The 19,994-nt window shown below is 73.5% G+C and carries 17 protein-coding genes and 1 tRNA gene; 12 read left to right on the top strand and 6 right to left on the bottom strand.

From position 1 onward, the window contains the following. Window positions 1-14 precede the first annotated feature (14 nt). Window positions 15-455 carry a hypothetical protein gene (locus tag ABZW30_RS18270; RefSeq protein ID WP_355672124.1) on the bottom strand — a complete coding sequence of 147 codons (441 nt, stop codon included), beginning with the start codon at window positions 453-455 and terminating at the stop codon, window positions 15-17. A gap of 186 nt (window positions 456-641) precedes the next feature. Further along, the gene (ugpC, locus tag ABZW30_RS18265; RefSeq protein WP_355672123.1) at window positions 642-1,739 is read right to left on the bottom strand and encodes a sn-glycerol-3-phosphate ABC transporter ATP-binding protein UgpC; all 1,098 of its coding nucleotides are present in this window, start codon (window positions 1,737-1,739) and stop codon (window positions 642-644) included. Window positions 1,740-2,020: 281 nt separating this feature from the next. Between ugpC and ABZW30_RS18260 the strand changes: the two genes are divergently transcribed. Beyond that, window positions 2,021-2,094: transfer RNA gene (locus ABZW30_RS18260), tRNA-Thr, on the top strand. Window positions 2,095-2,301: 207 nt separating this feature from the next. Here the strand turns inward: ABZW30_RS18260 and ABZW30_RS18255 are convergent. Continuing rightward, window positions 2,302-2,487 carry a TetR family transcriptional regulator gene (locus ABZW30_RS18255; protein WP_355672122.1) on the bottom strand — a complete coding sequence of 62 codons (186 nt, stop codon included), beginning with the start codon at window positions 2,485-2,487 and terminating at the stop codon, window positions 2,302-2,304. Between the two features lie 180 nt (window positions 2,488-2,667). Here ABZW30_RS18255 and ABZW30_RS18250 point away from each other — a divergent pair, with 180 nt between their 5' ends. The 3 genes from ABZW30_RS18250 (at window position 2,668) to ABZW30_RS18240 (ending at window position 5,769) form a co-directional block, all read left to right on the top strand. Beyond that, window positions 2,668-2,799, top strand: coding sequence for a hypothetical protein (locus ABZW30_RS18250; RefSeq protein ID WP_355672121.1), 132 nt, complete (start codon window positions 2,668-2,670; stop codon window positions 2,797-2,799). A 42-nt stretch (window positions 2,800-2,841) separates the two neighbouring features. Continuing rightward, entirely contained in the window at window positions 2,842-4,671 is a 1,830-nt protein-coding gene (locus tag ABZW30_RS18245; RefSeq protein WP_355672120.1) for an ABC transporter ATP-binding protein, read from the top strand. Between the two features lie 150 nt (window positions 4,672-4,821). Continuing rightward, the gene (locus tag ABZW30_RS18240; protein WP_355672119.1) at window positions 4,822-5,769 is read left to right on the top strand and encodes a protein kinase; all 948 of its coding nucleotides are present in this window, start codon (window positions 4,822-4,824) and stop codon (window positions 5,767-5,769) included. Window positions 5,770-5,799: 30 nt separating this feature from the next. Here the strand turns inward: ABZW30_RS18240 and ABZW30_RS18235 are convergent, their stop codons facing one another. Next, window positions 5,800-6,612: a hypothetical protein gene (locus ABZW30_RS18235; RefSeq protein WP_355672118.1), complete on the bottom strand. Its 813-nt coding sequence runs from the start codon at window positions 6,610-6,612 to the stop codon at window positions 5,800-5,802. Window positions 6,613-6,814: 202 nt separating this feature from the next. Here ABZW30_RS18235 and ABZW30_RS18230 point away from each other — a divergent pair, with 202 nt between their 5' ends. From ABZW30_RS18230 to ABZW30_RS18210, 5 genes are all read left to right on the top strand, one after another. Continuing rightward, window positions 6,815-8,107 carry an MFS transporter gene (locus ABZW30_RS18230; RefSeq protein ID WP_355672117.1) on the top strand — a complete coding sequence of 431 codons (1,293 nt, stop codon included), beginning with the start codon at window positions 6,815-6,817 and terminating at the stop codon, window positions 8,105-8,107. Between the two features lie 185 nt (window positions 8,108-8,292). After that, on the top strand, window positions 8,293-8,526 hold the full coding sequence (locus ABZW30_RS18225) for a hypothetical protein (protein ID WP_355672116.1): 234 nt from the start codon (window positions 8,293-8,295) through the stop codon (window positions 8,524-8,526). Between the two features lie 136 nt (window positions 8,527-8,662). Next, entirely contained in the window at window positions 8,663-9,208 is a 546-nt protein-coding gene (locus ABZW30_RS18220; protein ID WP_355672115.1) for a methylated-DNA--[protein]-cysteine S-methyltransferase, read from the top strand. 374 nt (window positions 9,209-9,582) lie between these two features. After that, window positions 9,583-11,004: a family 2B encapsulin nanocompartment shell protein gene (locus ABZW30_RS18215; protein WP_355672114.1), complete on the top strand. Its 1,422-nt coding sequence runs from the start codon at window positions 9,583-9,585 to the stop codon at window positions 11,002-11,004. A gap of 183 nt (window positions 11,005-11,187) precedes the next feature. After that, complete coding sequence (locus ABZW30_RS18210) at window positions 11,188-12,237, top strand: family 2 encapsulin nanocompartment cargo protein polyprenyl transferase (RefSeq protein ID WP_355672113.1); 1,050 nt, start codon at window positions 11,188-11,190, stop codon at window positions 12,235-12,237. A 49-nt stretch (window positions 12,238-12,286) separates the two neighbouring features. Here the strand turns inward: ABZW30_RS18210 and ABZW30_RS18205 are convergent, their stop codons facing one another. After that, entirely contained in the window at window positions 12,287-13,327 is a 1,041-nt protein-coding gene (locus ABZW30_RS18205; protein ID WP_355672112.1) for an NAD-dependent epimerase/dehydratase family protein, read from the bottom strand. A gap of 238 nt (window positions 13,328-13,565) precedes the next feature. Between ABZW30_RS18205 and ABZW30_RS18200 the strand changes: the two genes are divergently transcribed. Both ABZW30_RS18200 and ABZW30_RS18195 read left to right on the top strand, forming a co-directional pair. After that, the gene (locus ABZW30_RS18200) at window positions 13,566-14,903 is read left to right on the top strand and encodes a DUF1254 domain-containing protein (protein ID WP_355672111.1); all 1,338 of its coding nucleotides are present in this window, start codon (window positions 13,566-13,568) and stop codon (window positions 14,901-14,903) included. Window positions 14,904-14,952: 49 nt separating this feature from the next. Then, entirely contained in the window at window positions 14,953-16,287 is a 1,335-nt protein-coding gene (locus ABZW30_RS18195; RefSeq protein ID WP_355672110.1) for a DUF1254 domain-containing protein, read from the top strand. Between the two features lie 91 nt (window positions 16,288-16,378). Here ABZW30_RS18195 and ABZW30_RS18190 read toward each other — a convergent pair whose 3' ends face one another. After that, a complete protein-coding gene (locus ABZW30_RS18190; protein ID WP_355672109.1) occupies window positions 16,379-18,223 on the bottom strand; it encodes a sigma-70 family RNA polymerase sigma factor in 1,845 nt (614 codons plus the stop codon). A 213-nt stretch (window positions 18,224-18,436) separates the two neighbouring features. On the opposite strand from ABZW30_RS18190, the gene radA reads away from it, so the two are divergent. Further along, complete coding sequence (radA, locus tag ABZW30_RS18185) at window positions 18,437-19,948, top strand: DNA repair protein RadA (RefSeq protein ID WP_355672108.1); 1,512 nt, start codon at window positions 18,437-18,439, stop codon at window positions 19,946-19,948. Window positions 19,949-19,994: the final 46 nt, after the last annotated feature.

Below are 19,994 nucleotides of genomic sequence, written 5' to 3'. Positions count from 1 at the left end.
TTCGTCGTCTACCCTCAGCCGACGACGCCCGCCGCGAAGGAGCCGTCGCAGACCGGGCGGGCGAAGGAGCGGGCTCGCTGGACGTCGCCCTGGTACTTGCGCACCGCGGCCTTGCCCAGCTCGGTCGCCAGCGAGGCGCAGTACGGCGTGAGCGAGGGCTGCTCGCGCATCGAGCGCTCCAGCAGGTCCAGCGCGGCCGACGGGTTCTTGGCGCGCAGCTCGTCCAGCAGCGCCACCCGCAGGGACTCCTGCGGGGCCAGCCCGTCCGTCTTGGTGGTGGCGGCGGAACGCCCGATCCCGGCGCCGTCGCCGCTGGACGCCGCCACGACCTGCTGGTCGAGCCCGGTCGGTGGGGCCCACGGGACCCGGGTCACGGCGAGGGTGCCGGTGGTCACCAGGACGACCGGCAGGGTCAGGGCGACGGTCTGGCCGATACGGCGCACAAGCTGCTTCACCCTCAGGAGAGTAGCGGTGGGTGCGGGCAGGATCGCCCTCCGTTACACCATCGAGTGACGCGATGTCCGGGTTCGTCCCTGCACCGTGTTGACGTGGGGGTGTACGGACGGAGCCCGCCGGACCGGGAGGGTCCGACGGGCTCCGTCGAGGTGGTCCGCTGGCGCGTCAGTCCGCGTCAGTCCGCGTCAGTCGCAGACGCTCAGGCGCACACCGGTGCTGGTGGCGAAGACGTGGGTCTCCTGCGCGATCGGCACGACGTGGATGGTCTCGCCGCGGGTCGGGATCTGGCGGCCGGGCACGCGGACGACCAGGTCCTTGTCCACGCCGCCGATCTGGGTGGTGCCGTAGACGAAGCCGTCCGAGCCGAGCTCCTCGACCACGTTCACGGTCACCGCGACGCCCTCGATGCCGCCGGCCGGGACGATCTCGAAGTGCTCGGGGCGGATGCCGACGATCACCGTCTTGTCGGAGCCGGCGCCGGCCAGGTTCTCGCGCGAGATGTTGACGACCGAGCCGCCGAACTTCACGCCGCCGTCCACCAGCGGCACCTCGACCAGGTTCATGGCCGGCGAGCCGATGAAGCCGGCCACGAAGAGGTTGGCGGGCTTGTCGTACATGTTGCGCGGGGTGTCGACCTGCTGCAGCAGACCGTCCTTGAGCACCGCGACTCGGTCGCCCATGGTGAGTGCCTCGGTCTGGTCGTGGGTGACGTACACCGTGGTGATGCCCAGGCGGCGCTGCAGACCGGCGATCTGGGTGCGGGTCGAGACGCGGAGCTTGGCGTCCAGGTTCGACAGCGGCTCGTCCATCAGGAAGACCTGCGGCTGGCGGACGATCGCGCGGCCCATCGCGACGCGCTGGCGCTGACCGCCGGAGAGCGCCTTCGGCTTGCGGTCCAGGTAGTCGGTGAGGTCGAGGATCTTCGCCGCCTCCTCGACCTTGGTGCGGATGTCCGCCTTGTTGACGCCGGCGATCTTGAGCGCGAAGCCCATGTTCTCGGCGACGGTCATGTGCGGGTAGAGCGCGTAGTTCTGGAACACCATGGCGATGTCCCGGTCCTTCGGCGGCAGGTGGGTGACGTCCCGGTCGCCGATCCGGATGGCGCCGCTGTTGACGTCCTCCAGGCCGGCCAGCATGCGCAGGCTGGTCGACTTGCCGCAGCCCGACGGGCCGACCAGAACGAGGAACTCGCCGTCCGCGATCTCCAGGTCCAGCGCGTCCACCGAGGGCTTGGTCGCCCCGGGGTAGATGCGGGTCGCCTGGTCGTACGTGACAGAAGCCATGGTTGTGCTCTCCTTCACCGGCAGGAACGTGCCGGACGATCCGAGTAAAGGGGGGTTGGTTCGTCTCCGCCGGTCCGTCAGTGGTCTGAACCACTAAGAGAACCGACTCCCGGCGACGCTACCTGCGCTTTCGCCGCTTGTCAGCCCCCTCCGCCCCGTTTTCGGCATCGGTTCCATCACGCCCACCCGCCCCGCCAACCCCCGGATATCCCCCCACCCCGCCACCTCGGCCCGGTAGACTGCCCCCGGTGCCGCCGTGATCCATCGCGGACGGCCACCGTGCCTCCTTAGCTCAGCTGGCCAGAGCACCGCTCTTGTAAAGCGGGGGTCGTCGGTTCGAACCCGACAGGGGGCTCAGCTTCCGGCCCGGGTCAGAGCGCCGGAGAACGCAGAACGCCCCGGGCCGTCCACGGCCCGGGGCGTCGTCGGCCGACGGGGCATCCGGGGGCTTTCGTCAGGACCTCGGCGCACACCCGGGCCAGGACGTCGTCCCGCAACCGGGGCGGATCCTCGGGGCCGTCGGCCGCTGACCGCAGCCCCGCGCGCACCAGTCGATCTTTCGTCAGCGCCTTGCCGAGGGCGGCGCCGGTGCGCCGGCGCGCCGGTTCACGATGCTGTCGTCGGCCGGCGCGAGGACGCGCTCCCTGGCCTGCGTGTGGACCTCTGCCGGCAACTTCGCGATGGACGGGAAGTGGTGGTACAGCGCACCACGGCTCACCCCGGCGGTGTTGCAGACTCGCGTGCGCATCCCCCTCCGGCCCCCGCCTTCGGTTCGCCGAACAGACCTACAGGTCTGTATGTCTTGCGAGGTCCGTCGCCATCCGTGATCGCTTGGGCGCCGACTGCGGCCCACGCGCCTCACTGAGCACCCCTGCCCGCCCGTCCGTATCCCCGGGTGTGGGGAGTAACCGAGAGAGAGGTGGCGGCGATGAGCATGCTTGCCAACCTCCTGCCGGCGATGCGGAACTCGCGCAAGCGGGCCGGTTCCGGCGAGGAGACCGGAGAGACGAAGGAGACGACCGGTCACCGCCGCCGGAGCCGCAAGCACACGCGGCACTGACGGCTGATCGCACCGGTCATGGTCCCGGGCCAGGACGAGCACGTGTGGTCACTGAGACGGCTGATGGCCGTCGACTCGGGTGACGGTGACGGCCGGGCGGACCCGGTCGTCGCACCGGCCCCGGCCGTGTCGCTGCGGCGGACCTTCGCCCGGTTCTGGCCCTACACGCGCGGGGGACGGCGCTGGCCGGCCCTTCTGCTGGGGTTCGTCCTGCTCGGCCCGGTGGTCGACGTGGCCGCGATCTGGCTTTTCAAGGTCGTCGTCGACGAGGTGCTGGTGCCGCGCAGGCTCGGGCTGTTCCTGCCGGTCGCGCTCGGGTATGCCGGGTTGACCCTGGTGGCAGGGGGCCTGCGTTTCGCCGACGAGACGACCTCGGCCTGGGTCAGCGAGCGCTTCCTGCTCGCCCTGCGCACGGACGTGTTCCGACATCTGCAGGGCCTGCCGCTGGGATTCTTCGAGCGGCGGCGGCTCGGCGACGTACTGTCGCGGCTGACCGCGGATGTCGAGGCGGTCGAGACCTTCCTGCTCTCGGGTGTCCTCGACGCGGTCGCGTACGTCGCCGAGTTGGCCGTCTACCTGGGCGTGCTGTTCTACCTGCGGTGGGACCTCGCGCTCACGGCGCTGGTGGTCGCGCCGATGTTCTGGATCACCGCCCGGCGCTTCTCGGCGAGGGTGAAGGCGGCGTCCCGGGAACGGCGGCGCCGCAGCGGCTCGGTCAGCGCCCTCGCCGAGGAGACGCTGGGCAACATCGCGCTGGTGCAGGCGTACAACCGGCAGGACTGGGAGCAGGAACGCTTCCGCCGGGAGAATCTGGCACGGTTCCGGGCGACCATGGCGGCGACCCGTCTGCGCGCCCTGTTCGCGCCGATCGTGGAGCTGCTGGAGCTGGTCGGCGCGCTGATCGTGCTCGGGCTGGGGGCCTGGGAACTCACCCGCGGCCGGCTCACCCTCGGCGAACTCCTGGTCTTCGTCGCCCTGCTGAGCCGGTTGTACAGCCCGATCCGGGGCATCTCGCGGCTCAGCAACGGCTTCTACTCGGCCTCGGCCGCCGCCGAGCGGATCATCGAACTGCTCGACCAGCAGCCGCAGGTGGCCGATCCGCCGACGCCGCTGCGCCCCGCCCGGGTGCACGGCGCGGTGACCTTCGACGGGGTCCGGTTCCGTTACCCGGGCACCACCCGGGTGGCGCTGTACGACGTCTCCTTCCGCGCCGAACCGGGCGAGACGGTGGCGCTGGTCGGGGCGAGCGGGGCGGGCAAGTCGACCGTCGCCAAACTGCTGCTGCGCTTCTACGACCCGGAGCGCGGAGCCGTCCGGCTGGACGGCATCGACCTGCGCGAACTGGCGCTGACCGACCTGCGGGAGCACATCGCCGTGCTGCTGCAGGAGACGCTGGTGACCCACGGCACCGTCCGGGAGAACATCGCCTACGGCCGGCCCGGCGCGACCGACGCGCAGGTGGTGGCCGCTGCCCGGGCCGCCGACGCCCACGAGTTCATCAGCCGGCTCCCGGAGGGCTACGACACGGTGGTGGGACAGCACGGGCGGCTGCTGTCCGGCGGGCAGCGCCAGCGGATCGCGATCGCCCGGGCGGTGATCCGGGACGCCCCGGTGCTGCTGCTCGACGAGCCGACCACGGGCCTGGACCCGGAGTCCGGGCGGCGGATCCTGGAGCCGCTCGGGCGGTTGATGAACGGGCGGACCACGATCGTCATCTCGCACAACCTGCTGACCGTACGGAACGCGGACCGGATCGTCCTGCTGCGCGAGGGCTGCGTCGCCGCCTGCGGCAGCCACGCCGAACTGCTCGTCCGGGACGACGGTTACGCCCGGCTCGACCGGGCCGCGACCCTGACCGAGGTGGGCGCGTGAGTGAGCGGAGCGAGCGAACCGTCGAGGGGTGCGTGTGGGCGAATGCCCCTGCCGAGCGCAGCGAGGTGGGCGCGTGAGTGAGCGGAGCGAGCGAACCGTCGAGGGGTGCGTGTGGGCGAATGCCCCTGCCGAGCGCAGCGAGGTGGGCACATGAGCGAGCGGAGCCGTCAGGAGCGGCGCATGAGGATCCGCGAGCCGCTGCCGGCCGGGGCGGAGATCGCCCCCGGCCACCGGGTGCTGGCCCACTTGTGTCGCACCGGCTGGCTGGACGTCTACGACGCCTGGAGCGAGGAGCGGGACTGCCGCTGCGTGGTCAAGGTGCTCCGGCCCGACCGCCGCCGCGACCGCGGACTGCGCGAGCGTCTGCTCCGGGAGGGCCGCTGGCTGACCGAGTTCACCCATCCCCACCTGGTGCGCGGCTACGGAACCGGCGAACGCCCGCAGCCGTACGCGGTGTTGGAGACCCTCACCGGCGAGACCCTCGCCCACCTGCTCGACCGGCAGTCGCGCCGGCCGGCCGCCACCGACCTGGCCCTGCTCGGGCTGCACCTCTGCTCGGCGATGCGCTACCTGCACGGCAAGAACCTGCTGCACCTCGACCTCAAGCCCTCCAACATCGTGATCGACTGCCGCCGCGCCAAGGTGCTCGACCTGAGCATCGCCCGCCCACCGGGCCCCGGCGTCCCGGGCATCGGCACGGACGGCTACCTCGCTCCCGAACAGGCCGCCGGCGCCCACCTCACCGCCGCCGCAGACGTCTGGGGCATCGGCATCACCCTCTACGAGGCCGCCACCGGCGAACTGCCCTTCGACGGCGCACCGCCCGGCCCGGTTCCCCCGGTGTCCCGGCGCCGTCGCCTGCCCCGCCCGCTCGCCGGGGCGATCGACGCCAGCCTGCGCCTCGACCCGGCCGCCCGGCCGTCCCTGGCCCAACTGGCGGACACGTTGGACGACTTGCTCCCGCTGGGTCGCCGCGTCGCGCCACCGAGCGAGCAGAGCGGCGGGCGTCACCCGGCGGCGGAGGGGTCGCCGAGGCCGGAGACCGGGAAGAGCTCGGCGACGCCTTGCGGGAGAGCGACTCCGATGGCCTCGGGATAGGCCGGGACGGACATGACGGAACCGGCGGCCCTACAGAAGTCCGCGCAGTTGGCGCAAGGTCCAGCCCGTGGGGGTCGCGGTGAGCGTCCGGGTGTGCAGGGTGAAGAGCTCGGCGGCGCGCCGGTAGGAGAGGCGGGCGCGGCCGGTGTGCGGGCAGCGGTCGGCGGTCGGGGTGCCGGCCGGGGCGCGGCGGTCGGTGAGGAAGAGCGGGCCGCCGGAGCGGCCGACGATCAGCAGCGGGAGCAGCCTGGCGGTGCCGGACTGCCACCGGACGCAGCGGCGGTCGGGCCGGGGGTGGCTGCGGCGGCGGGGCAGGTCGAGTTCGTGGGTGTTCAGCGCGAGGACGGTCTCGATGGCGGCGCCGGACTCGTGCAGCAGGTGCCACAGCGTCTGTTCGCGCAGCGGCACGCGCAGGGCGAACAGGGCGCGCAGCTGCTCCTCGGCCGGCGGGGCGGCGGCCTCGGCCGGTGCGGGCAGCGGGACGGGGCGCAGCTCGACGGTCGGGTCGTCGTCGATCCAGCCCTGGGTCCGCCACCAGGCCACCGCCGCGCGCAGGGTGGAGAGCTCGCGGTTGAGCGTGCGCGGATCGGTGCCGGCGCCGCGCAGCACCACGGCGGCGCGCAGTCGCTCGGCGGCGTCCGGGTGGTCGAGCAGGGCGAGCGGGAGCACGGGCGGCCGGGCGCGCCGCCGCTCGGGGCCGGTGGGGGCGGACCGGTCGGCGAGTGCCCAGGCCCAGGTGTTCAGCGCGATCCGGTAGATCCGCCGGGAGCCCTCGGCGAGCCCGGAGGCGGCCAGGTAGCGCTCGACGGCGAGGCCGTACTCGACCGGTGGGAGCTCTGTCACGACCGCCTTCTTCCGCAGTAAATCACCGAATCCCTTGTGCGCTCAGGATATCCGGAAAGTGCAGTAAACAGCAGGTGGGAACAGGTTTTCTGGCATATTTACTGCGGCAGTAGGGTGTGCCGCTAAAATTGATGCCAAAAGGCTCAAGTTTTTCTCCGCAAACCCTTGATCCGCGTTCCCGGCCGCTCGCAGACTGCTGCCCATGGCAGTGGACACAGAACGGATCCCGGCCCGCCCCCGGCGCCTGGGAGACCGTCTCGCCGTGCTGGGCGAGCGCGATTTCCGCCGATTCTTCATCGGCTACACGACCTCCCTCCTCGGCTCCTCGATGGCCCCGGTCGCGGTGGCCTTCGCGGTCCTGGACGGCGGGGACGGGGACGGGGGCGGGGGCGGCGGCACCGGCACCGACGTCGGCGGGGTGATGGCCGCCCGGATCCTCCCGGTGGTGCTGGTGCTGCTGGCCGGCGGGGTGATCGCCGACCGGTTCGGCAGCCGCCGCCTGATGCTGGGCGCGGACCTCCTGCGCGGCGTCGTCCAGGCGTTGTTCGCCGGACTGCTGGCGGCCGGGCGCGCGCCGGTCTGGGTGATGGTCGCCCTGGTGGCGGTGTGGGGGATCGGCGAGGGGCTGTTCATGCCCGCCTTCGGGGCGATCGTGCCCGACCTGGTGCGCCGCAAGGACCTGCTGGCGGACGGCAACACCCTGCTGGGGCTGTCCCGTTCGGTGTCCGCGGTGGCCGGCCCCGCGGTGGCCGGCCTGGTCACCGAAGCCCGGGGCCCGGCGGCGGTGCTGCTGATCGACGCGGTGACGTACGGCGTCGGCGCCCTCGCGCTGGCCGGGCTGCGGCTGCCGGACCGCCCGGGGGTGGACGGCGGGGGCTCGATGCTGCGGGAACTGCGGGCCGGCTGGTCGGAGTTCACCGCCCGTCCGTGGCTGTGGATCACCACCGCGCAGATGGGCCTGTTCAACCTGCTCGTCTGGGCGCCGTTCCTGGTGCTCGGCCCGCTCACCGCGCAGCGGGAGCTCGGCGGCGCCCGGGCCTGGGGCCTGGTGATGGGCGTGTACGGCGCGGGTGCGGTGCTGGGCGGTCTGCTGATGCTCGGCCGCAGCCCCGGGCGCCCGCTCGCCGTGGCCACCGTGGCCGGACTGGGCTGGGCGCTGCCCTCCGCCGCGCTCGGGGCCGGGGCCCCACTGGTCTGGCTGGTCGCCGGGGCGCTGGTGGCCGGGGTGGGCTCGACGGTCTGCGGAACGCTGTTCTCCACCACCATGCAGCGCTGGATCCCGGCCGAGTTGCTCGGCCGGCTGACCTCCTTCGGATCACTCGGTTCCTTCGTCCTCGGCCCGCTCGGCCTGGCGGCGGCCGGCCCGCTGGCGGCCCGGCTCGGTACCGGCGGGGTGCTGCTGCTCGGGGCGGTCTGGCAAGTTGTGGCCGGGGTCGTAGTGTTGGGCGTACCGGCCGTACGGAATCGTCGCTGGGAGGAGGGCCCGGACAACTGACTCACCCCTCGGACGGCTCCGGGGCGCACCCCCGGCCACCCGGTGCGGCCCACCGCGCACCGTGCCCGGCCGGCCTCGGAGCGCAGCCGGTCGCTCCGCCCGCGCGTGCGTGCCTCCGCGGCGGGCGGGGTGGCCGGGCCGGTCGTACCGTGGAGGGTGCGGGGGTGGACGTGAGGAGGTTGACCATGCCCGGTTCGCTCACCATCAGCCACCACGAGGCCGCCGTCGCCCTGGACCACACGGACGCGGCACGGCTGGCCACGGTACTGGCCGAGCTGGCGTACCTGCTGGAGATCCCGGGGCCGAACCGGATCAACGAGGCTCAGCTCGCCGTGCTGTGCGAGGGCCGCACCCCGGACCGCGCCGAACTGTCGCGCTGGTCGCGGGCGCTGTCCGCCGAGCTGAAGGGTCGGCTCTGACCGCGGAGGTCCCCGCCGAAGGCCCCGCCGCCCCGCGGCCCCGCCGTACGATGGCGCGCGGGGCGGGCAGGTCCGGTCCGGCCCCCGGGTGCCGGGCCTGCCGGCGGCCGGTCCGGTGGAGGGTGGGGGCCCGAGCGTGTCGCAGTCCTGGTCGTTGTCCTGGCTGACCGTGCCGACGCCGCTGCCCAGCGGCCCGATGCACATCGCGGTGACGCCGCTGGGCGTCGCGGCGGCCGGTTACGGCGGCCGGGAGGACGGGACGCCGCCGTGCACCGACCCGGCGAAGGCCGGCGCTGTCACCGAGCGGATCGGCGCCTACCTGGCCGGCCGCACCCGCGAGCTGGGCCTGCCGATCGACTGGAGCCTCAGCTCCGGGCCGCACCGTGCCGTCCTGCAGACGCTGTGGCGCGAGGTGCCGTACGGCGCGACCGTCACCTACGGCGAACTGGCCGCGCGCAGCGGGGTGTTCGAGGACGTCACCGAGCCGGGCCTGGCGGCCCGGACGGTCGGGCAGATGATGGCAGCCAACCCCGTCGCCCTGCTGGTGCCCTGCCACCGGGTGGTGGCGGCGGACGGGATCGGCGGCTTCGGCGGCGGCCGGGTCGGGATCGAGGTGAAGCGCTGGCTGCTCACCCTGGAAGGGGTGGTGGAGCCGACGCTGGACTGGAACGGCCCGCTGTAGCGCTCCCGCGGCCGGACGCGTACGGGTGAGCTCACGGGTGAGCTCATGTGGCCCACCCGGGGCCCGAGGTGGCGAAGGGGCGGGAGCCCCGGCGGGCCGTTCGGCGGCTTCGAACGGCAGGGTCGCCGGGTACGGGAGATGTCAATTCGTGGCACGGCCGGGCGGTCGATGGGGGAGGATGGGGCGCGGCATGCCGACAGGTTCGAATGAATAGTCGAACAGATATCGATCGAGTGATCTAGTCGTACTATTTGTTCGGTTATTCCGAACCACTCGAATGAGTGATTGCGACCTTCCCCCGAACGGGCCCACCATGAAGCGGCAACATGAATGTGCAAGGCGACACTTCATCGGGTTTGCGAAGGGCTCCCCATATGTCGACCGAAACCAATGCCGGAATTCCTGCGCCGGGTGCGCAGCCGGAGATCCGGCAGCAGCAGTCACTGAGCACGGCGGGCGCGCGGAACCTCGCCACGACCACCAAGTCCGCGCCGCAGATGCAGGGCATCAGCCCGCGCTGGCTGCTCAGGATGCTGCCCTGGGTTCAGGTGTCCGGCGGTACCTACCGGGTCAACCGCCGCCTGCGCCACAAGGTCGGCCGTGGTCGGGTGGGTTTCGCCAAGACCGGTTCCGAGGTGCGGATCATCCCGCAGACCCTGGCCGAGGTGCCGGTGCTGCGCGGTTACCAGGACGAGGCCGTCCTGGAGGAACTGGCCGGGCGCTTCGCCCAGCGCCAGTTCGCCGCGGGCGACGTACTGGTCACCGCCGGTTCGCCGATCAGCGAGGTCTTCCTGATCGCGCACGGCAAGCTGGACCGGCTCGGCACCGGCAAGTACGGCGAGGAGACGGTGGTCGGCACCCTCGCCGACGGCGACCACCTGGGTGACGAGGCGCTCCAGGAGGAGGACGGCACCTGGCCCTACACCGTCCGCGCCGCGACCTCCGGCACGGTGATGGTGCTCGCCTGGCCGTCCTTCCAGGAGCTGCACGACCGCTCCGAGTCGCTCCAGCTGCAGATCATGGAGTACCTGAACGGCTTCCAGCAGGCGCAGAACAAGCACGGTGAGGCCGCGATCGACCTCTCCGCCGGCCACCAGGGCGAGTACGACCTGCCCGGCGCCTTCGTGGACTACGAGCTCAAGCCGCGCGAGTACGAGCTCAGCGTCGCGCAGACCATCCTCAAGGTGCACAGCCGCGTCGCCGACCTCTACAACCAGCCGATGAACCAGACCGAGCACCAGCTCCGGCTGACCATCGAGGCCCTGCGCGAGCGCCAGGAGCACGAACTCATCAACAACCCCGAGTTCGGCCTGCTGGAGAGCGCCGAGTACGACCAGCGGATCCAGACCCACTCCGGCCCGCCCACCCCGGACGACATGGACGAGCTGCTCAGCCGCCGCCGCAGCACCAAGATGTTCCTGGCCCACCCCACGGCCATCGCCGCCTTCGGTCGGGAGTGCAACAAGCGCGGCCTCAACCCGGGCACCGTCGAGGTCGAGGGCAAGCACGTCAACGCCTGGCGCGGGGTGCCGATCTTCCCGTGCAACAAGATCCCGGTCGTCGGCGGGCACACCAGCTCGATCATCGCGATGCGTGTCGGCGAGGACAACCAGGGTGTCATCGGTCTGCACCAGACCGGGCTTCCGGACGAATACCAGCCGAGCCTTTCGGTGCGGTTCATGGGAATCGACGAAAAGGCCATCATTTCCTACCTGGTGAGCGCCTACTACTCGGCCGCGATCCTGGTGCCGGACGCGATCGGCGTGCTGGAGAACGTGGACGTCGCCCAGCGCTGACGACCGGACCCACCCGATATCCGAGCCCGATATCCGCACCATCCGCGCCGCCCGGCCGGGGAACCCACCCGGCCGGGCGGCGCGCCGCGACGCGTACGGTCACCGGTCCGCCGCTTCGGTGCGACCCGGCCGCCCGACACGGCGGGCCATCCCACGACAGGCGCCCTACGGGGGGAGAAACCCATGACGAGCTCCACGCTGGAGCGGGACCGCAAAGAGGGCCACGAGGCGGCGGACATCCTCGCCCGTGCCCGCGGGCTGGTCGACCCGGTCCTGCGGGCCGCCGTCGACTCGCTGCCCGGCACGATGCGCAAGGTCGCCGGCTACCACTTCGGCTGGTGGGAGGCGGACGGCACGCCCGCCGAGGCCTCCTCCGGCAAGGCGATCCGCCCGGCCTTGGTCCTCGCCGCCACCCAGGCCCTCGGCGGCAGCCCCGGAACCGCCGTCGCCGCGGCCGCCGCAGTGGAGCTGGTGCACAACTTCACGCTGCTCCACGACGACGTCATCGACCGGGACGACACCCGCCGCCACCGGCCCACCGCCTGGCGGGTGTTCGGCACCACCGAGGCCATCCTGGCCGGCGACGCCATGCACTCCCTCGCGCTGCGCCTGGTCGCCGAGGACGCCCACCGGGCCGCCCGCGGCTCGATCCGCCGGCTCGCCGACTGCGTGGTCGAGCTCTGTGAGGGCCAGCAGATCGACTGTGCCTTCGAGCAGCGCAACGACGTCTCGCTCGACGAGTGCCTGGCGATGGCCGAGGCCAAGACCGGTGCCCTGCTCGGCGCCGCCTGCGCGATGGGCGCGCTGTACGGCGGCGGATCCGAGGAGGACGCTCAGGCGATGGACGGCTTCGGCCGCGAGATCGGCCTGGCCTTCCAGCTGATCGACGACCTGATCGGCATCTGGGGCGACCCGGCCGTCACCGGCAAGCCGGTCGGCGCGGACCTGGCCGCCCGGAAGAAGTCGCTGCCGGTGGTCAAGGCGCTGGGCTCCAGGACCCCCGAGGGCGACCGGCTCGCCGAGCTGTACACGCTCGAACGCCCGCTGACCCCTGAGGAGTTGGCGCAGTGTGCGGCCGCCGTCGAGGGAGCTGGCGGGCGCGGCTGGGCGCAGGGCGAGTCCTGCGAGCGGATGGCGGCGGCGATGGCCCAGCTGGCCGTGGCCGTGCCGGAGCCGTCCGCGGCCGACGAACTGCTGGCGCTCGCCGAGCTGGTGACCCGCCGCACCCACTGATTCCTTCCGCAGGGGGAAGTCGGCCGGTCCGACCTCCCACTCCGGCACGTCATCCGAAGGCGGCCAACAGCCGCTGCTCCTTGGCCGGTTCGATGCCCTGCCGGAACGTCGAACCCGGCACCCGCGTGCGCCCCTCGGCGTCCGTGTCGTTCGCGGGCCCGCGAACGCGCAGCCACTCCCAGGTGTCCCGCACGGTCTCCGCGAACGGGCGGCAGCGCAGCCCGGCCGCCCGGGCGCGGTCGGAGTCGACCAGCCAGATGTACTTCCACTCCGGCAGATCCGGTGCCCAGAAGGGGAGTTCGAGCCAGGGTTCGACCTTGTCCGGCCCCTCGGCGAGCAACAGGTCGTCCTCGACCCAGACCAGCTCGGTGTCCGCCGCGCCCGCGACCTCCCGGCAGGTCTCCAGCCACTCGCCGAAGGTGAGGTGCCCGGGCGGCGCCGTGGTGAGGAAGCGGCCCGCCGTGTCGGCCTCCAGCCGGTCGAGCCCGAAGGCGGCGAAGTCCCGGACGTCGATCACCTGCATGGTCCGCCCGGGATCGCCGGGGGCGAGCACCCGACCGCCGCGCGCCATCCGCTCCAGCCACCAGGGCAGTCGGCCGCCGAACTCGTGCGGCCCGATCAGGAGCCCGCTGCTGAGGATCAGCGAGCGTTCGGCGCCGAAGCCCTCCAGCACCGCGCGCTCGGCGCCGGCCTTCAGCTCGCGGCCGAAGGGCTGGTCGGGCGGGGTGTCGGCGGGGCAGGGGAGGAGCGTGGAGTTCTCGTCGATCACCTGGGCGGCCCAGTCGGCGTAGGCGTGCACCGAGGAGACGAAGGTGTAGTGGTCGGCCCGCTCGCGCAGCAGCCGCGCGGTGAGTGCGGCCTGGGCGGGCTGTCGGCCGGAGGTGTCGACGACGGCGTCCCAGCCGCGGCCGTCGACCAGCCGGGCGACGTCCTCGGCGCGGTCGCGGTCGCCCCGGACGGCCTCGACCCCGGGCAGGTCGGCGGCGCTGCGGCCGCGGTTGAAGGTGGTGACCTGGTGGCCGCGGGCGAGGGCCTCGGCGGCATAGGCCCGTCCGAGGAAGGACGAGCCCCCGAGCAGAAGGATCTTCATGCCGCACAGCCTCTCCCGGCCGCCCCGCCCGTACGCCCGGATTCGCGCTGGGCAGAGGAGCGGACGGAGGAACAGGCGGAGGAATGGGCGGTGGAACGGGCGGAGGCGCGGGAGAAGCCCGGCGGTCCCGGTGGTACGTGGAGCAACCGACATGCCGCCCCATCCCGCCCCACTTAGCATGCCATATGTACCGATCTGTCATGATTCGGCACTGGATTCGGCACTGGGAGAGCGCAGCATGGTCAACCCGGCACTCGTGGACCCGGCCACCGTCCGCGCCACCGCCGCCGAGGCCTGGATCCGCGGCTACCCGATCCTGCAGAACTACCGCACCCTCTACGCCCAGGCCCTGGACGAGGCGGACCCGACGTACGTCGGCGGCTTCGGCGTCTTCCGCCACTACCCGCAGCCCTTCACCCCCGCCGACACCGATCTCGTCACCCCCAACAACGACACCCTGCACTCCTGGGCCTGGCTCGACCTGCGCGCCGAGCCCTGGGTGGTCTCCGTCCCGGCCGAGGACCGCTACTACGTCCTCCCGGTGCACGAACTCGACACCGTCTACGCCGGGTTCGTCGGCGCCCGGACCACCGGCCGGGAGGCCGGAGACTACCTGGTGGCCGGCCCCGACTGGCAGGGCGAGACCCCACCCGGCATCAAGGGCGTCATCCGCGCCGCCACCCGGCTGGTCGGCATCGTCGGCCGCACCCACCTCGCCGGCCCCACCCCCGCCGAGATCGCCGAACTCGCAGCCGTCCAGCAGCAGTACCGGCTGCACCCGCTGCACCGGTACGCCGGCACCCCCGCGCCCGCCCCCGCCCCGGAGATGGTCTGGCCGGTCTGGCGCGACGAGGTGATGGATACCGTCGAGTTCCTCTGCTTCCTCGACTTCCTGCTCGGCTTCTTCCCGCTGACCGACGAACTCCCGTCCGTCGAGGCCGAGCTGCGCGGCCGCCTCGTCGACCTCGGCATCGACGGCCGGGGCGAGTTCGAGCCCGCAGCCCTCCCGCTGGACGTCCGCGCCGAGATCGAGCGCGGCATCGCCGACGGTCGGGCCAGGCTGGAGCACGCCGCCGGTGAACCCCGTGATGCCACCGCCCTGTTCGGCACCCGCGAACAGGTCGGCGCCGACTTCCCGCACCAGGCGCTCGGGGCGAAGCTCGGCCTGTACGGGCTGCCCGTCGAGGAGGCCTGGTACGGCGGTTGGACCACGGACAGCGCCGGCCACCAGCCGCCCAACGCCAGCGACCGAGACCACGTTATCCGCTTCGGCCCGCACGACCTGCCGCCGGCCCGCTTCTTCTGGTCCGCCACCATGTACGCCCTGCCCGGGCGCCAACTGGTCGACAACACCCTGGACCGCTACTCCATCGGCGACCGCACCCCGGATCTGGTCCGCGACCCGGACGGCGGACTCACCCTCTACGTCCAGCACAAGCGGCCCGCCGACGCCCAGCACTCCGCCAACTGGCTGCCCGCGCCCGACGGCCCGTTCACCGTGGTCATCCGGCTCTACGGGCCGGACCCGTCCGTCCTGGACGGCCGCTGGCAGCTCCCACCGCTCGACCCGCGCTGACCGCCCCGCCCGCCGGACCGACCCCGACCGACCGTACGAAGGACCCCCGATGAACCAGCTCGAGCTGGAGGCCCTGGCCGCCGATGCCTACGTCTACGGCTACCCGCTCGTCGCCGGCCTCACCATGGTCGAGCGCTTCGCCAAGGGCGGCCTGGGCACCCTCCCGGCGGCGCCGTTCAACCACTTCAGCCACGCCACCCGGTTGGCCGGGCCGGGCGACCACTTCGTCTCGGTCAACAACGACACGACCTACTCGATCGCCCACCTCGACCTCTCCGAGGGCCCGCAGGTGCTGCACGTCCCGGACACCGCCGGCGCCTACTACGTGCTGCAGTTCATCGGCGCCTGGACCGACAACGTCGCCTACCTCGGCAGCCGCGCCACCGGCACCGACGCGCAGACCTGGCTGATCGTCCCGCCCGACTGGCACGGCACCCCGCCGGACCCCGACCGGGTGATCGAACTACCGGCCACCGTCGGCACCGTCGTCGGCCGCTTCGCCTGCGCCGGACCCGGCGACCTGCCCCGGGTCCAGGCGCTCCAGGCCGAACTCGTCCTGGAGCCGCTGGAGCCCGGCGGCCTGGTCGCCGGACTGCCCGAGCCCGACCAGGACGTCCCCGAACGGCTGGCCTTCTTCGAGCGCCTGCGGGTGTGGATGCAGGCCTTCCCGCCCGCCACCCCCGACATCGAGTACCAGCGCCGCTTCGCCCCGCTCGGCCTGCTGGACGACGGCGCCTCGCCGTACCGCGCGGCCGCCCCGGAGTGGACCCTCGCCCTCGCCAAGGGCCTGGCCGCCGGCCGCGAACGGGTCGAGGACGCCATCCGCCCGCCCGAGGACCACCCGCCCGGCGAATGGCGCTCCGCACTCCACCTCTTCGACTACAACCTCGACCACCTGGGCCCCGGCACCCTCGACGATCCCGAGTGGCGCATCCCCGACCGCCGCGCCGCCTACCTCAGCCGCGCCGCCGCCGCCCGCGCCGGCCTCTGGGGCAGCCACGCCTACGAGGCCTTCTTCGCGATGACCTACGACGACTCCGACGGCCGCCCGCTCACCGGCGCCAACAGCTACACCCTCCACTTCGACCAACCCCCGCCCGCCGAGGCCTTCTGGTCCGTCACGATGTACTCCGTCCCCGACTACTACCTGGTCGAGAACCCGATCGACCGCTACTCCATCGGTGACCGCACCCCCGGCCTGGCCTACGGCGAGGACGGCTCCCTCACCCTCACCCTCCAACACGAACCACCCGAGGACCCGGTGGCCGCCGCCAACTGGCTCCCCACCCCCCTCGGTGAGTTCCGCCCGATCATCCGCCTCTACCAACCGAAGCCGGCGGTCCTCGACGGCACCTACCAGGTCCCCCCGATCCACCGCGCCTGACGGGAGCGCCCGCCCCGTCGCTGCCCGCGAGCCGCTCGGCTGCCCGTCAGCGCCCAGCCCACGCTCCCGGCAGCCGAGGGCAGCCGGATCCCTAGCGCCCCGACGGCGACGCCGTCGCCGTCCCGGTCGGGTGCGGGGACGCGGTGCCCGTCGGGGTCGCCGAGGGCGTGGGCGTGCCGCTCGGCGTTCCGGAGTGCGAGGGCGCAGGCGTCGGCGAGCCGGAGCCCGACGGCGACGGTGCCCCCGTCCGGCTCGGCGACGGCGACGAGGAAGGCGACCCCGTAGCGGTAGCCGTAGCCGTCGCCCCCGTCGTGGGCGAAGCGCTGCCGCTCGGCGTCGCCGAAGGCTCCGCCGACGAGGACGCCGACCCGCCCCGGTTCTGCGGTCCGCCCTCCAGGGTGACCACCGCCTGCGAGGGCGGCAGCGCGATGCGGGCGGTCCAGTGGGTGGTGGGCGCGAGGTCCTCGTCCACGGTGACGATCACGGTGATCCGCTGTCCCGGCGCCAGTGTCCCCGCGTCGCGGCTGAGCCGGAGCCAGCCGGCGTCCGTCACGGCGCGCCAACGGAGTTCCGTGGTGCCGGAGTTGGTGAGGGTGAGCACCGTCCGGCTGCCGTACTCGGCGGCCTCGACGGTGAGCGGTCCGGCCGGGGACGGTCCGGCCGGGGACGGTCCGGCCGGGGACGGTCCGGCCGGGGACGGGTCGGCCGGGCCCGGGACGGAGACCCGTTCGACCGCGGGGGCCGGAGCGGCGACCAGCGTCGGGCTGTTGAGCGGGGTCGCGTCCCGGCTCGGGACCGGGACCAGCGGGCCCTGGAAGGTGAGCCGTGGAAAACCCGGCAGCAACGTTTCTGCACCGCCCGAACCCGAACCGGCCGGACCCCCCGGACCCACCCCGGCGCCCGCCAGTTCCAACCCCGGCGTCCCGGCCCCGCCGGCCGCGTCCGCCGGAGCCCCCGGCCACGGCTGCGGCGGACGCTGCCCGGCCTCCTGCCCGGACTCGTCCACCCGCACCGCCGAGACCGAGGCCGCCGACCCCGACCCGCCGCCGCCCCGGTGTCCGGCCCAGAGCGCGACCACCGGTGCCGCCAGCACCGCCGCGAGCACCCCGGTGGTCACCACCCGCCGCCGGACCGCCAGGCCGCGGCCCACGTCCGGCGCCCGGTGCCGGGGGAAGCCGCCGTGGTCGAACCGCAGCTCCGGCTCGGCGGCCACCGAGCCCCACCGCCCGGCCGCAGCAGCTGCCGCCGACGGCAGGTACGCCACCCCGTCCGCCGGGGAGAACGGAGCAGGCGCGGTCAGCAACGGCAGCCCCGAAAGCCCCGCCGTACCGTCCGCCGCCTCCCCGGCGGCCACCCGCTCCGCCGTCCCCCGGCAGGTCGGGCAGTCCACCACGTGCTGCACCAGTTCCCGCCGCAGCGCCGGCCCGAGCACCCAGTCCCGCCAGGACTCCGCCCCGGCCCCGCCGAGCCGGTCCAGCTCCGGGCAGCTGCCCACCCCGAGCACCAGCAGTGCCGCCCTGGTCCTGGCCACCTCGGCCTCGGCGGCGGCGAGCAGTGCCCGGGTCCGCTCGAAGGGCAGGCCCAGCACCGCCGCCACCTCCAGCGGGGTCAGCCGGTGCCGTACGGACAGTTCCAGCGCCTCGCGCTGCTCGGGGTCGGTGCCGGCCGCCTCCGGCCAGGCGAGCGAGGCCAGCTCGCGCCGCCGCCGGGCGGCCTCGGCCTCGTCGGGTTCCGCCCGGGGCTCCCGGACGGCCCCGTCGGCCAGCCGTCGCAGGCAGCAGTACCGGGCCAGCGAGAACAGCCAGGCCCGCATCAGCCCGGGTTCGGCCAGTCGGGCGCCGTGCCGCCGCGCCAGCTCGCCGACCTCGCGCAGGGCGTCGGCGGCCGCGTCGTGCTCGCACAGCACCGAGAGGCAGTAGGTGAACAGACCGTCCACCTGCCGGTCGTACGCCGTAGGCACGGCGGCGGCCGGCGACCCGGGCCCGGCCCCAACAGTTCGCGTTGTCACCCGTCCGACGGTAGGGACACCGGGCCGCCCGGCCCCGTCATTCGCCGCGCATGTACTTCTTTCGGGTAACGGCATCGCCCATCTGTGTGGGTCCCGCAACGGGGACCGGCGCTGTCGTACCCAGGCGCTACGGTGGGCCGCATGCCTCCGCGTTCCAAGACCACCGCCAAGCCGCGTCCGGCCTACCGCTGCACCGAGTGCGGCAACCAGCTGCCCAAGTGGGTCGGCCGCTGCCCGGAGTGCAACGCCTGGGGCACGGTCGAGGAGTACGGCGCGGTGCCGATCCGCACCACCGCGGCCGGGCCCGTCAGCGCGCCCGCCCGCCCGATCGCCCAGGTGGACGGCCAGGTCGCGACGGCCCGCTCGACGGGCGTGCCGGAGCTGGACCGGGTGCTCGGCGGCGGCCTGGTGCCCGGCGCGGTGGTCCTGCTGGCCGGCGAGCCCGGCGTCGGCAAGTCGACCCTGCTGCTGGACGTCGCCGCCAAGGCGGCCACCGCCCAGCACCGCACGCTCTACGTCACCGGCGAGGAGTCGGCCGGCCAGGTGCGGCTGCGCGCCGACCGGATCAACGCCCTCTCCGAGCACCTCTACCTCGCCGCCGAGTCCGACCTCGGCGCGGTGCTCGGGCACATCGAGGCGGTCAACCCGGGCCTGCTGATCCTGGACTCGGTGCAGACCATCGCCTCCGCCGAGCTGGACGGCGCCCCCGGCGGTCCGGCCCAGGTCCGCGAGGTGGCGAACGCGCTGATCCGGGCGTCCAAGGAGCGCGGCATGGCCACCCTGCTGGTCGGCCACGTCACCAAGGACGGTCAGATCGCCGGTCCGCGCCTGCTGGAGCACCTGGTGGACGTGGTGCTGAGCTTCGAGGGCGACCGGCACGCCCGGCTGCGGCTGATCCGGGGGATCAAGAACCGCTACGGCGCCACCGACGAGGTGGGCTGCTTCGAGCTGCACGACGAGGGCATCGTCGGCCTGGCCGACCCCTCCGGCCTCTTCCTGACCAGGCGTGACAAGCCCGTCCCGGGCACCTGCCTCACCGTCACCCTGGAGGGCAAGCGTCCGCTGGTGGCCGAGGTGCAGGCGCTGATGGTGGATTCGCAGATCCCCTCCCCGCGCCGGACCACCTCGGGCCTGGAGTCGCCCCGGATCGCGATGATCCTGGCGGTGGTGGAGCGGCACGGTGGGGTGAAGCTCGGCAAGCAGGACATCTACACCGCGACGGTCGGCGGGGTGAAGCTGACCGAGCCGTCGGCCGACCTCGCGGTCGCGCTCGCGGTGGCCAGCTCCTCCACCGACACTCCGCTGCCCAGCAACCTGGTGGCGATCGGCGAGGTCGGCCTGGCGGGCGAGGTGCGGCGGGTGACAGGTGTGCAGCGCCGGCTCGCCGAGGCGCACCGGCTGGGCTTCACCCACGCCCTGGTCCCGCCGGACCCGGGCAAGGTGCCGCCGGGCATGAAGGTGGTCGAGGTGGCCGACATCGGCGAGGCGCTGCGGGCCATCCCGGGCCGCCGTCGGGCCTCCGCGAAGCCGCGCGGCGAGGGGCGTGGTGAGGCCCCGTCGGCCCCGCCGGCCCCCCGTGCGGCGCGGGTCCCGGCCTTCCCGGAGGAGCTGATGGACGGCTGGGAGCCGCTCGACTCCGACGAACTGCGCTGACCCAAGCCCTGCCGAAGCCGCACGCAGTTAGACTTTCCCCAGTCTC

It is taken from the genome of Kitasatospora sp. NPDC004669 (genome assembly GCF_040609455.1).
Taxonomy (GTDB): Bacteria; Actinomycetota; Actinomycetes; order Streptomycetales; family Streptomycetaceae; genus Kitasatospora.
Note: the sequence above shows the minus strand (reverse complement) of the source record. Positions and strands in the feature narration are given on the sequence as shown.

Excerpts from the sequence above, each read along its gene's own strand:
- ugpC (WP_355672123.1), bottom strand. The coding sequence starts at position 1,739 with ATGGCTTCTGTCACGTACGACCAGGCGACCCGCATCTACCCCGGGGCG.
- ABZW30_RS18255 (WP_355672122.1), bottom strand. The coding sequence starts at position 2,487 with ATGCGCACGCGAGTCTGCAACACCGCCGGGGTGAGCCGTGGTGCGCTG.
- ABZW30_RS18250 (WP_355672121.1), top strand. The coding sequence starts at position 2,668 with ATGAGCATGCTTGCCAACCTCCTGCCGGCGATGCGGAACTCGCGCAAG.
- ABZW30_RS18240 (WP_355672119.1), top strand. The coding sequence starts at position 4,822 with ATGAGCGAGCGGAGCCGTCAGGAGCGGCGCATGAGGATCCGCGAGCCG.
- ABZW30_RS18230 (WP_355672117.1), top strand. The coding sequence starts at position 6,815 with ATGGCAGTGGACACAGAACGGATCCCGGCCCGCCCCCGGCGCCTGGGA.
- ABZW30_RS18225 (WP_355672116.1), top strand. The coding sequence starts at position 8,293 with ATGCCCGGTTCGCTCACCATCAGCCACCACGAGGCCGCCGTCGCCCTG.
- ABZW30_RS18215 (WP_355672114.1), top strand. The coding sequence starts at position 9,583 with ATGTCGACCGAAACCAATGCCGGAATTCCTGCGCCGGGTGCGCAGCCG.
- ABZW30_RS18210 (WP_355672113.1), top strand. The coding sequence starts at position 11,188 with ATGACGAGCTCCACGCTGGAGCGGGACCGCAAAGAGGGCCACGAGGCG.
- ABZW30_RS18205 (WP_355672112.1), bottom strand. The coding sequence starts at position 13,327 with ATGAAGATCCTTCTGCTCGGGGGCTCGTCCTTCCTCGGACGGGCCTAT.
- ABZW30_RS18200 (WP_355672111.1), top strand. The coding sequence starts at position 13,566 with ATGGTCAACCCGGCACTCGTGGACCCGGCCACCGTCCGCGCCACCGCC.
- ABZW30_RS18195 (WP_355672110.1), top strand. The coding sequence starts at position 14,953 with ATGAACCAGCTCGAGCTGGAGGCCCTGGCCGCCGATGCCTACGTCTAC.
- radA (WP_355672108.1), top strand. The coding sequence starts at position 18,437 with ATGCCTCCGCGTTCCAAGACCACCGCCAAGCCGCGTCCGGCCTACCGC.